General features: G+C 54.5%; 13 protein-coding genes. 2 read left to right on the plus strand and 11 right to left on the minus strand.

Translation table 11 applies throughout. From position 1 onward, the window contains the following. Nucleotides 1–349 precede the first annotated feature (349 nt). On the plus strand, nucleotides 350–1,255 hold the full coding sequence (gene rlmF / locus DSM110093_RS12790; protein WP_243265447.1) for a 23S rRNA (adenine(1618)-N(6))-methyltransferase RlmF: 906 nt from the start codon (nucleotides 350–352) through the stop codon (nucleotides 1,253–1,255). 106 nt (nucleotides 1,256–1,361) lie between these two features. On the opposite strand, the gene DSM110093_RS12795 is transcribed toward rlmF, so the two are convergent. The 9 genes from DSM110093_RS12795 to DSM110093_RS12835 form a co-directional block, all read right to left on the minus strand. After that, nucleotides 1,362–2,063, minus strand: a complete 702-nt coding sequence (locus DSM110093_RS12795; RefSeq protein ID WP_093928278.1) for an ABC transporter ATP-binding protein — start codon at nucleotides 2,061–2,063, stop codon at nucleotides 1,362–1,364. Further along, entirely contained in the window at nucleotides 2,060–2,806 is a 747-nt protein-coding gene (locus DSM110093_RS12800; protein ID WP_243265448.1) for an ABC transporter ATP-binding protein, read from the minus strand. The genes DSM110093_RS12795 and DSM110093_RS12800 overlap by 4 nt, the downstream gene beginning before the upstream one ends. Then, nucleotides 2,803–3,750 carry a branched-chain amino acid ABC transporter permease gene (locus tag DSM110093_RS12805; RefSeq protein WP_243265449.1) on the minus strand — a complete coding sequence of 316 codons (948 nt, stop codon included), beginning with the start codon at nucleotides 3,748–3,750 and terminating at the stop codon, nucleotides 2,803–2,805. Before DSM110093_RS12805 ends, DSM110093_RS12800 begins: the two co-directional genes overlap by 4 nt. Then, nucleotides 3,750–4,676, minus strand: a complete 927-nt coding sequence (locus DSM110093_RS12810; RefSeq protein WP_243265450.1) for a branched-chain amino acid ABC transporter permease — start codon at nucleotides 4,674–4,676, stop codon at nucleotides 3,750–3,752. Before DSM110093_RS12810 ends, DSM110093_RS12805 begins: the two co-directional genes overlap by 1 nt. A 73-nt stretch (nucleotides 4,677–4,749) precedes the next feature. Beyond that, nucleotides 4,750–5,919 carry an ABC transporter substrate-binding protein gene (locus DSM110093_RS12815; RefSeq protein ID WP_243265451.1) on the minus strand — a complete coding sequence of 390 codons (1,170 nt, stop codon included), beginning with the start codon at nucleotides 5,917–5,919 and terminating at the stop codon, nucleotides 4,750–4,752. A 92-nt stretch (nucleotides 5,920–6,011) separates the two neighbouring features. Continuing rightward, nucleotides 6,012–7,256, minus strand: a complete 1,245-nt coding sequence (locus tag DSM110093_RS12820) for a flavin-dependent oxidoreductase (RefSeq protein ID WP_243265452.1) — start codon at nucleotides 7,254–7,256, stop codon at nucleotides 6,012–6,014. Continuing rightward, a complete protein-coding gene (locus DSM110093_RS12825) occupies nucleotides 7,253–7,723 on the minus strand; it encodes a cupin domain-containing protein (protein WP_243265453.1) in 471 nt (156 codons plus the stop codon). Before DSM110093_RS12825 ends, DSM110093_RS12820 begins: the two co-directional genes overlap by 4 nt. Beyond that, a complete protein-coding gene (locus DSM110093_RS12830) occupies nucleotides 7,720–8,562 on the minus strand; it encodes an alpha/beta hydrolase (protein ID WP_243265454.1) in 843 nt (280 codons plus the stop codon). The genes DSM110093_RS12825 and DSM110093_RS12830 overlap by 4 nt, the downstream gene beginning before the upstream one ends. A 3-nt stretch (nucleotides 8,563–8,565) precedes the next feature. Further along, nucleotides 8,566–9,015 (minus strand): cupin domain-containing protein, encoded by a 450-nt coding sequence (locus DSM110093_RS12835; protein ID WP_243265455.1) that lies wholly within the window; start codon nucleotides 9,013–9,015, stop codon nucleotides 8,566–8,568. A 157-nt stretch (nucleotides 9,016–9,172) separates the two neighbouring features. On the opposite strand from DSM110093_RS12835, the gene DSM110093_RS12840 reads away from it, so the two are divergent. Further along, nucleotides 9,173–10,150 (plus strand): AraC family transcriptional regulator, encoded by a 978-nt coding sequence (locus tag DSM110093_RS12840; RefSeq protein ID WP_243265456.1) that lies wholly within the window; start codon nucleotides 9,173–9,175, stop codon nucleotides 10,148–10,150. A 457-nt stretch (nucleotides 10,151–10,607) separates the two neighbouring features. Here the strand turns inward: DSM110093_RS12840 and DSM110093_RS12845 are convergent, their stop codons facing one another. Further along, nucleotides 10,608–11,138, minus strand: coding sequence for an RICIN domain-containing protein (locus tag DSM110093_RS12845; protein WP_243265457.1), 531 nt, complete (start codon nucleotides 11,136–11,138; stop codon nucleotides 10,608–10,610). 46 nt (nucleotides 11,139–11,184) lie between these two features. After that, nucleotides 11,185–11,826 (minus strand): PEBP family protein, encoded by a 642-nt coding sequence (locus DSM110093_RS12850; protein ID WP_243265458.1) that lies wholly within the window; start codon nucleotides 11,824–11,826, stop codon nucleotides 11,185–11,187. Nucleotides 11,827–11,832 lie beyond the last annotated feature (6 nt).

An 11,832-nucleotide genomic window follows, 5' to 3' on the forward strand; every position in this document is an offset into this window, starting at 1 on the left:
CGAAGCTGTTACAACGTCAATTTTGATGGACGAACCAACAAGCCCCAAGCTGAGGGAAATTTCTGCACCGCAGCATATGTGCTTGGAAGATGTGCAAATTGTAGCCGAACCTCTAAAATTTGAGCGCTGGACTCATGGAATGCGGAACCTTCCTGTCTGTAATGAGCGCCTACCGCGTCTGCGCAAATTTCAGATTTGCAGTTGGACCTAGGGGTGCCGCGCCCATTGTCACCGACCGGTCGCTCTCGGCTCCTTTCGATATAGCAAGTTACAATTTTACACTTCGGAGATGAAAGCTTAAGAAACTGTCTGGCGAGCCATGCCCTCCAAACTTTAACAAAGGCGCCCCATGGCCAGTAAAGCGAAACTCCACCCCCGTAACCAGCACTTAGAAGGATATGACTTCAAGCGGTTGGTCGCACAGACACCTGAGCTTGAGCCCTTCATAATCAATAGTCCTGTTGGTCGGCCGACGATAAGCTTTCAGAACCCGGCGGCTGTTCGGACGCTCAATCAGGCGTTGCTAAGGACGCATTATAGTATCAAGTCTTGGGATATCCCCGCCGGCTATCTCTGCCCTCCAATACCGGGCCGCGTGGACTACATCCACCATCTTGCAGACTTGCTTACCGACGGAAATGAAAACGAGGTCCCCCCGCGGGGGCGGAATATCAGGGTGTTGGACATCGGCACCGGCGCAAGCTTGGTGTACCCCCTAACGGGCCAGAGCGAGTATGGCTGGCACTTTACTGGCGTCGATGTAGACGCAGGCGCGATCAAATCGGCACGCCAAATTTGCGAATCTAACGGGTTAGACATCGACCTTAGGCTACAGACGAACCCCGAGAATATCTTTCGCGGTGTGATCCAGCCCGACGATGCTTTTCATGTCACCATGTGCAACCCACCGTTCCACGGGTCTAAAGAACAAGCAAAAAAGGGGACTCAACGCAAGTGGGCGGGCCTTGGCAAAGGGCGCTCGGCAAAACTCAATTTCGGTGGTCGCGATGCTGAACTTTGGTACCCGGGTGGCGAGATAAAGTTTATCGCCCGCATGGTTAATGAGAGCACGGAGTTCGCCAAACAGTGTCTTTGGTTTACCTCATTGGTATCAAAGAAAGACAATCTCCAGCCGCTCCATCGAATTCTAGGAAAAGCCAAGGTCGCTGAATACAAAGTCGTCGAAATGGCACAGGGGCAAAAAACAAGTCGCTTTATCGCTTGGACCTACATCAAGAAGAAGCAACGCACCTAACCTGCCCCCTCGCTGGTCCCTCATTCATAACGAGAGTATGCAGGTTTGGTTTTGAGAGGTTGAGGTTCCCGATTGAGCAAGCGCGATGACCACGGAACCCATCCATTCACAAATGCAAGAACTGCTCCACGTGATCCCGCTCCTTATGAAAAGCAGGTGAATCGCCTTTCCAGACAATCTCCCCTTTTTCGATGACGAAATAGCGATCAGAAATCCGAGAGAGCTCGTCGAGGTTTTTATCAATCAATAAAATCGACAGGCCGTCCTTTTTTAACCTGCCCAACATTGACCAAATCTCCTCGCGGATAAGCGGTGCCAAACCTTCAGTTGCTTCGTCAAGAATAAGCAGTTTAGGATTGGTCATCAACGCGCGCCCGATGGCCAGCATCTGCTGTTCCCCACCTGACAATTGAAACCCAAGGTTATTCACCCGCTGGCTCAAGCGGGGAAAGGCATCATAAACGCGCTCTTGCGTCCAACCATCAGCAATGGGACGGGCGGTGGCACGCAGGTTCTCGGCTACCGTGAGGGAAGGGAAAATGTGGCGCCCCTCAGGCACCAGCCCCACACCCGCTTGCGCGATCTGGTAGGGGGCAGCGCCGATCATGTCTTTTTGCGCAATGGTGATCTGCCCCTTAAAAGGTTTGAGCAAGCCCATCAGGCAGCGAATGGTTGTAGTTTTCCCCATGCCATTGCGCCCCATAAGGGTGCTGACCTGACCTTCGGTGATGTCCAGATCAACGCCCGACAGGATCTGCGTATTGCCGTATCCGGCATGCAGATTCTCAATATTAACCAGCGTGTTCATTTCCCGGCCTCTCCCAAATAGGCCGCGCGCGCGACGGGATCGGCGCGCACTTCATCAGGTGTGCCTTGGGCCACGATACTGCCATCAACCAACACCGAAACCGTATCGGCCAACTGAAAAATCGCATCCATATCATGTTCCACCATAAGCATCGGAAGCGATCCGCGCAGGCTGGCCAAGAGGGCCACCAATGCGACACCTTCTGCCCGGCCAAGCCCGGCCATTGGTTCATCTAGCAGCAGAAACTTCGGCCTCCCCGCAAGCGCGATCGCCAATTCCAGCAGGCGCAACTCCCCATGCGACAGATCCATCGCCGGGATGTTGGCGCGGTGTTCAAGCCCGACACGCTGCAAGGTGACAAGGGCAAACTCATTAAGCGCAGCTTCGCGCGCGGCATTGCGGAAAAACCGCAAGCTCGATCCCGATTTGGCCTGCGCAGCAATGGCGGTGTTTTCCAACGCGGTAAAGCTGGGCAAAACTGTTGTGATCTGGAACGTGCGGCCCAGTCCGGCTTGTACCCGCCGCGAAACGGACATGTGCGAAATCTCTTGGCCATCCATCAGGATGTTGCCCGAATCCGAGCGTAACCCCCCCGAGATTTGGTGGATCAGCGTCGTCTTTCCCGCGCCGTTTGGACCAATCAGTGCATGACATTGACCTGTACCAATGCTGATTGAAATATCTCGGCTGACCGTCAGTGCACCAAAGCTTTTGTTCAGGTTGCGTATTTCCAAACTGCTCATGCTGCGCGCCCCTTTGCGTCTTTAGACACAAACAAGTCAGCGATACCGCCTTTTGCAAATAGCACCATGAGCACCAAAACAGGGCCATAGATTAGCCGCCATTCATGGAGAAACGAGCCCAGCACTTCCTCAATAATCACGATAAAAAACGCGCCAAGGATCGCGCCATTGCGGCTTCCCAGCCCACCCAGAACCACGACCACAATCAAATCCCCCGAACGCTGCCATGTGGCAAGTGCAGGGCTGACAAATTCGGCGTGCTGCACCAGCAATAGGCCTGAGACACCGGCAATCATGGCGGCAATCAGATAGGCAATAAGGCGATAGCGGGTCACGGCATATCCCATCACCTCTGCTCGTTCAGGATTGTCCCGCGCCGCCCGCAGCACCCGGCCAAACCGCGAGCGGCTGATCTGGAAAACGCCCCACCACGTTGCAAAAAGCGTCCCGACAACAAGGAAATAAAGCCCACTACCACTTTGCACAATATCGCTGCCAAATAGGGTCGCCAGCGACCACAGGGTAAGACCGTCATCACCGCCATAGGCCGCAAGGGAGGTCAGCGTAAAATAGGTCATTTGTCCGAACGCGAGTGTGATCATCAGGAAATAAACCCCGCTGGTGCGCAGCGCGAGGCTGCCCGTAACCAAGGCAACAAAACCCGTCACAGCAAGCGTAATGACCAGCAGCAAAAGGATGTTTTCAATACCATTTTCCAGCCCGATCGCCGTCGCATAGGCACCAACACCAACAAAGGCCGCATGCCCCAAGCTGACCATTCCGCCATGCCCGATCAGCAGGTCAAGCGAGATGGCGGCAATGGCGAGGAGCATCGCTTTGATGATCAATCCGATCAGATACTCTGACCCGAACAAAGGCAGCAAGAAGGGCATCAACAGCAGCAGACCAAATAGGATCGCCGCAAAAACCAGTGAACGATCCATCATGCGACCCCTTTGGCAGGCAACAGCCCCTTTGGACGGAACACGAGGATCGCAGCCATCAGGATGTAGATCAGCATCGACGCCAAGGCTGGCCCGATCTGGTTGGCAAATGACGGTGAAAACAAGGTTGAGAGGATTTCGGTCGCGAAACTGCGCCCAAGTGTGTCGATCAACCCGACGAGTAGCGCTGCAATAAATGCGCCGCCAATTGACCCGATCCCGCCAATGATGATGACAACAAAGGTGACGATGAGAATATTGTCTCCCATGCCCGGCTCGATCGCGAATATCGGCGCGGCGATGACGCCTGCGAAACCGGCCAGCATGGCGCCCACACCAAACACGATCATAAACAGACGCTGGATGTTCACCCCAAGCGCGGAAACCATTTCAGCCGAGGTAGCCCCGGCGCGGATCAACATGCCGATGCGCGTGTAACTGATGGTGAAATAAAGCACTGCCGCCACAACAAGCCCCGAAATTATGGTGGCGAAGCGGTAGACCGGATAGCGCAGCGTTTCTGTCAACTGAATGGAACCCGCCAGAAATTCAGGCGGCGCAACAGACAAGGTGGCCGGCCCAAAAACAACCTTGGCCAACTCGTTTAGAAAAATGATGATGCCGAATGTTGCCAGCACCTGATCTAGGTGGCTGCGGGTGTAGAGGTGCCGGAAGACAAAAACCTCTAGTAATAGGCCAAATATCAACGCGGTGCCGAGCGACAAGAACACTGCAACAATAAAGCTGCCAGTCAATTGCACATAGGCATAGACCAGATATGCGCCGACCATATATTGCACCCCATGGGCCAGGTTGATGAAACCCATCACGCCGAATACAAGCGTCAGCCCCGCAGCAATCAAAAACAACAGCATGCCGTATTGAAGGCCGTTCAGGCACAGAATTAGAAACAGTGTCGTAGACATCAAAATGTGCCTTTTAGATTAGAGAGAAAATGCCTGGCCAATATGGCCAGGCTCCCTTTTGAGGTATCAAAAGTTACATTTTGCACTCTTGGTGGAAGCTATCGGAGTAATCTTCGGCGATAGTGCGCACAAAAGAGGTTTGGTAATTGCCGTCATCCCGTTTGATCACGTTCAACATGTGAAAATCCTGAACGGGATAGTGGTTATTGTTGAATGAAAAATCGCCGCGCAGGGAGGTGAAATCAGCCTCTTTGAGGGCTGCGCGCACCGCATCTTTATCGCTCAGGTCGCCGTCGGTTTTGGCAACGGCACTGTCGATAAGGCTGGCTGCATCGTAGGCCTGCATCGCGTAAGAGCCCGGCACATAGCCGTATTTCGCTTCAAACGCAGAAACAAAGGCGGTGTTTGCGTCATTGGCCAGATCCGGCGCCCATGAACCTGCCGCAAGGAACCCAACAGCCGCATCTTTTTGCCCCGGCAATGTTGTTTCATCTGTGGTGAAAACGGACATGAATTTTGTATTTTCAGACAGGCCCGCATTGGCGAACTGATTGACCAAACGCACACCCATGCCGCCGGGCATAAAGGTAAAGACTGCATCAGCATCCGAAGTGGAAATCCGCGCCAGTTCAGCCGAGAAATCTTGATGCCCTAGTGGCGTGAAAACCTCGTCGGTGACTGTGCCTTCAAAGGTTTGTTTGAAACCTTCAATGTTGTCACGACCCGCCTGATAGTTGGGAACCATGGTAAACACACTTTCGAACCCTTCTTCATTGGCGATCATGCCGCTGATTTCTGCGTTCTGGTTATTCTGATAAGAGGTTACAAAGAAATAGGGGTTACAATTGCGCCCCGCAAAGGTCGACGGGCCCGCATTTGGGCTGACCAAGAACGTCTCTGATTGCACAACAGGCTTGAAAATCGCCTGAAGCATGTTCGAAAACACGGTACCGACGACAAAATCAACCTCATCGCGTTCAACAAGTGAGGTGGCTTTGAGCAGAGCCACATCTGGCTTGAGTTCATCGTCTTCGACGATCAGTTCGATTTTCTGGCCACCCAACATGCCGTCTTTTTCGTCCAGCGCAAGCTGGAACCCGTCAACGATCTGCTGCCCGAGCGCTGCGGGAGGGCCGGAAAGTGTTACGACCATCCCAATTTTGATGTCTTCGGCAAGGGCCATCGACCCTAGCGCCGTGCTCATCGCAAGACTCGCTGTCAGATATTTAAGATGTTTCTTCATGTTCGTTTCTCCCTGGTTTGCCCCTTGTTATTTTGCGGGGCTTAGTTGTTCCGGCTTTATGCGAGCCAGTCTTACATCCTTATCGCGTTTTTTCAGCTACCATTGACTGGCTGTTGAGCAGAGAAGCCTGCCATTGTTGCATAGCCTTTGACGATGCTCTCTCTGTCGGCAACACTCAAGATATCATTGATGTTATCAAAACCTGCAGGTTTGAGTCGCTCAACCTCATCAATCACCCGCTCCGGGCCTCCGATGCGGTTTGTCCTCACAATTTCGGCGGTCTTGGGCAAACGTTCCAACTCATAGCGGTACAAAGCTTCGCGCGGGTGTTCGGCTTTTGCCAGTTGATCCGCCAGACAGCGCGCATCCAAAATCGCCTGCGCGGCTCCATTTGATCCAACCGGATACATCGGATGCGCGGCATCCCCGAGCAGGGTCACGCGCCCATGTGTCCAACGCGGCAACGGATCACGGTCCGCCATTGGATACTCAAAGATCGGACCGCTTGCTCGCACAAGCGCCTCAACGTCCATTCCCGGCACGTGAAAGCGCTTTGCGTAGGGCAGCACCTTTGCCAACGGTGCCATTTTCGACCAACTTTCAGGCGGCGGTGGGGAAACACTTGCATCTGCCATGCGGATGTTCACCACCCAGTTCATCAGCTGACGGCCATCCTTGGCTGGTGCAATCGGATAAAGAACAAGTTTGCCCCCCAGCCCGCCAGCAATCGCCATTGTCTCGCCGTCCTCCCAAACCGGCCATTCAGCGGCGCCGCGCCACATGACCACCCCCGCCCAGCTGGGAGGGCCTTCGCTTGGGTAAAATTGGCGGCGTCCCACACTGTGAATGCCGTCTGCACAGATAAGCACTTCGCCACGCAACGTGCGCGAAGAACACCCGTCATGCGCATCTGTGAAATGCGCGCTGACACCTGCATCGTCTTGCACGAAACCAGCCAGACGCAGCCCTGTTTGCACCGCCTCCGGCCCCATCCGTTCGATCACCGCATCGAGCAGCAGTTTTTGCAACCGCCCGCGGTGGATCGAAAACTGGGGGTGCTCATGACCTGCATGTGTGCCGCGCAATTCGCGCCACACTTCTTGGCCCGTTCGGGTAAGATAACGCAGCTCGCGCGTGCGCAGCCCCACCTCGTCCAGCCGCGACAACAGACCAAGCTCGGCAAGCTCGGCGATTGAATGAGGCAAGGTGTTGATGCCAACACCCACTTCGCGCACCTGTGTGGCCTGCTCGATCACCTGTGATTTGATGCCGCGCTTGTGCAACATCAGCGCGGCGGTCAGCCCGCCAATGCCAGCGCCTGCAATCAGGATAGTCATGCGCTATCTCCCTCCCCCTCTGGGGGCGGCAGGAAATCAATCGCATGGGCCGCTGACACCGCAACAACATCCGCTGGATTGGCGTCAGGCCCCAAATTATTCAGTGCCCAAAACAGATCATAAAGCCGCAAGGACGGGGTCACCCAGAACAATGTTTTGACCGCACTAGGCGTCTTGTTAAAGATGCCATGCGGAATACCGCGCGGGAGTTTTACAAGGTCACCCGGCTCGGCGATCATTTCCACGCCATCAAGCAAAAAATCGAATTTACCCTCAAGAATATAAAGGAATTCATCCTGTTCGGGATGGATGTGAGGCGGCACAAATGTCCCCGGCGGCAAGGTTGCATGCCATGAAAAACAATCCTCCGTCAGTTGCTTGGGAACATAAATTTGCCCAAGGATATTCCAACGAATAGCATCCATACTGTCTTGGGATTTAACAATGCCAGCTTCCATTTCTGTCATGTGTCGGTTCCTTTAAGTTTTGCGCTGCCTAAGAAAGCGTCAGTAATTGGCGAGTTTGGCAGTTTGAGGCCTTCAAGAACTGTGAAGTGATTATGCAAGCCCTCTATGTGATGCCGCGCTGCGACGCCCAAACCTTGCCACATCATGGGCAATAGGCTGGTTTGCCGGATGAATTCAGGCCGCTCGCCCCCGCCAACCCAGCAGGTCAACGTACCCGCGCAAACGGGATCACGCAGCACGGCACTTTCGGCGCGCGCCTCCTGTGCATCAAGTTTCAGCGTCTCATTCATCTTCGTGTGCATCAAAGGGCGCAAATCATGGAGCCCGCTGATCGACAACGTATGCTCAATGCGCGCCTGCACTTCCGGCTCGAGGGGGCAGTCATCGCACAGCATCCGCGTCGCCAGATGTCCGCCCGCTGAATGCCCGGCCAGATGGATCGGCCCGTCCACGCGCGCGGCAGCCACGGTAATCGCCCGGCCAATTTCGCGGGTGATCTGCGCAATTCGGGCCTGCGGGGTTAATGTATAGCTAGGGATGCACACAGCCCAGCCCGCAGCGCGCATTCCTTCCGCAAAGTCCGTCCAGTGAGACTTATTTAAGCGCATCCAAAATCCGCCATGCACAAAAACTGCAAGACCTTTCGGAGCGCCGTCGGGCCAGACGATATCAAGCTTCTGACGTGGCTCATCGCCGTAAGGGATGTCTTCCTCTAGCCGCCGATCCGACAAATCCGCGCGATAGCTTGCGGCGCGGTTTGCCCAAAAATCCGGCAACAGATGAGAATTTTCCACATATGCCATATTGGCAAAAGCATCATCCCAATCGATTGATTGCATTTTTTAAACCTGCTCTGGCGCGTCAGGAGGCGGCAGGAAATCGACCTCATACAGCGCCGAAATCCGCACCAGTTCCGCAGGATCAGTGACACCGTCCAACTCTATAAAAAGCTCGTAAAGCTTACGGGAAGGGGCCACCCCAAAGATGCAGGTGGCAGGCTTGCCAGAGCGGTTGAATATGCCATGCGCTTCGCCGCGGGGCATTTTTATAGTGTCGCCCGGCCCCGCTTTATGCAGTTCCGGCCCGAACTCAACCTCAAGGTCTCCCTCAAGCACATAGATCCATTCATCTTGATGGGGATGGATATGTGGCGGCACAAAACTGTCGGCAGGAAGCGCAGCATGCCAAACAAATGTATCCTCGCTATAGAGCTTTGGAACATAGGTCTGCCCTACGACATTCCAGCTATGATCGTTCAATCCACGATTGGCTTTGGTGACAGCGTTTTTCATCTTGATACCCCGATTTGGTGAAACTTTTTACAGACACTGCACCAGAAGGTGCCAAACCGGTTATCCAGAAAACGAACGTAAGTTTGCGCCGGATGCTTTAAGCTTGAAATAAACGTGGTTCTCTCTAGCCTGCCTCTAAGGAGTATAACCGATCACCATGTCACTGCACCGCCAGTCATACTTTTCAGACCATCCTGTCTTGCGCACGCGCGATCTTGACGAGGCGCGCTTTAAAGTGTCGCAAAGGTTCTGCGATCACCGGTTGGATGTGAGCAATCGCAACTCACAGCTTTCAGTGACCCACAACGCAGTGCGCGGGCAGCATTTATCGGTAAATTATCTATCTTACGGAGCCGAGGTCACCGTTGATCCGGGCGAATTAGGCTCTTTCTATTTGTTCCAGATGCCGTTGTCGGGCAAAGCCAGCGTTGCGCACCGGGGCGACGAGATGACTGCGCATGTCGGCATGGGAACGATTTTAAATCCTGACCGCTCTGCGCTTTTGCGGTGGGGGGAAAGCTGTCAAAAGCTCTTGTTCCAGATCGATAGTGCGCATCTTGAGACCGTTGCCCGCAATCTCACAGGGGCACCGCCTCCCGGCCCGATCCGCTTTGATATGAAGGTCGATTTCACACGACCCAACGGTAGAAAACTGCAACGCGCCTTTGCCGCATGCGCGGCTGCGATTGAAAACGGCGGGCTGTTTCAGCGCCCCCTTTCGGGCAGTGACCTGCAGGTTGAGCATGATTTGGTTTATGCGTTACTGACACTCCAAAAGAGCAATATTTCTCATATAATTGCCCGATCGGATGGCGGCACCAGACCCCGCGACATCCGCCATGCGCTCGAGTTCATGCATGCCAACCTAGCCGAACAGATCACAGTGCTTGATATCGCGACCGCGGCCGAAGTGAATGTCCGTACGCTGCAAAAATCATTTCTGCGGGTTTTTCGAAAGACACCGATGCAGGTCTTGCGCGATACCCGATTGGACGCGGCGCATTACCTGCTCCATGCCCGGCGTGATGTGCCCAGCGTTTCCGAGGCCGCTTATTCTTGCGGCTTCTCGCACATGGGTCGCTTTGCATCTTACTACCGCACTCGATTTGGCCACACGCCTTGTAAGCGCAAGTGAACTGGAATGAGTAATTTGTGGCCGCTGTAGGCGAAACATAATACATTCCCTGCCCTGGATCCTGCCCCTATCTTAACGGCGTCTACCCCCCAGAGCGAACCAAATAACACAACATCAATAAGGCAGACATATCGAGGATGGGGTCACCCAGGGTTTCACACATTCAATCACAGTCTCATAGCTATCATGTAGTGAAGTGGCGGAGGCTCAGCCCACCTGTTCTGCTACCCAACTTTGGTCAGCCAGCAGCGCAATCGAGTACCGTACAAGCCTCGGCCTTATGCCCTGAAAACAGGCCAAGCTTTTGTCCGCCCCGCCTATCCAACCGTGTCTCAGCTTATGAAGCACGGGCCGAATGCCACTTGGAGTTGCGGATCAATGGACAATTCAACTGTCCAACCATTGAACAAGACGGCCACCCTAGGGGGGCAGCCGCCTGTGCCGCGCTTATCGCAAATTATTCCGCCGTGCGGAAGCTCCAGGCCTGATACGCCATCTTGGCGTCGTCGCAGGACTCCAGTGTCATTGCCTTGATCTGATTGGTATCGCTTCGGCCCGAGCGCGTATCTTCGCCAAGTGTCACACACGTTTCTGGGGCCGAGGCGGGTGTGATTGTTCCCGCATCGGTAAAGGTAAAGCTCTGCGCGTCAGACCCGTCACAGGATGCCAGTTCAAGTGCCGAACCTGCCTCGGTCGAGGCGGCCTGCATACAGACGTCGAACTTGGGCATATAGAAAACACCTTCGGCGAACTGGTCGGAATCAAATCCCTGATCAACAAAGATTTCGCCCTGCGGACTATAGCAGGTGTGGCCTTGCAACCCATCAGCGGGGTCAGCCTGCGCGCCCTGCCCGCCGGAGATATCGATGCAGTAGCCGTCCTGAGTGTTGTCGAGCATATCAATAAGATTGATCTCGACGGTTTCGGCTTGAGCCGCCGTGGCGATGAGCAAGGCGGCAATAGTTGTGCAGATTGGTTGACCGTTCATGGTAATTTTCCTTGTTTGTGGTGTTGGCTTTCAGCTTTGGTGGCACTCATTCAACCGTCAGGCGACACAGCACCGTATTGCTTTGCTCAAGGTCCGGCCCCCAGATGAACTCGGCAGTTCCGGTCCATGTGACGTCACCGTAGCCCATCTTGGGGTCCACCTGTGCGGCAGTATAGACGTCGGCTTGCGGCCAATGGGATGCGTCAAAACCAGCGACATCCCAGCCTTCGGGTTCATCAGTGATGTCGTTGTCACAGACCCCTTCGCCTGCGACGGGGTTGGCTTCGTCCTCGCAGGCTTTATCGAGCGGTGCGGTATGGATGACCTGGCATTGCCAGTCGGCGTTGCTGACCGCAACAGGTGCGCCGGTCGCATCCAAGATCTGCGCGATGATGCCGCCATCGCCCATTTGCTGTCGGCCTGTGCCGATGTATTCGAGGCCGGTATCATTCTCGATGAAATCCTTGGCGACAAGGCCGATCGTAAAGGGGCGCTCGGCCTCAAACTGAAAACTCTCGGCATTGAAGGAACGCTCTGTTGTGATCGGAACGCTGTCTATTGCGACCTGTTCGCCATTGATGTGCATTTCGAACCAGTTGTCAGCCCAGACGTCGGCAGAGAAGACTTCGGCAGATAGGTTTGTTGCGTATAGCGCAAGTAGGGCAGTGGCGGTGAGAGCGCGTCTCATGGAAGG

The organism is Sulfitobacter sp. DSM 110093, assembly GCF_022788715.1.
GTDB lineage: Bacteria > Pseudomonadota > Alphaproteobacteria > Rhodobacterales > Rhodobacteraceae > Sulfitobacter.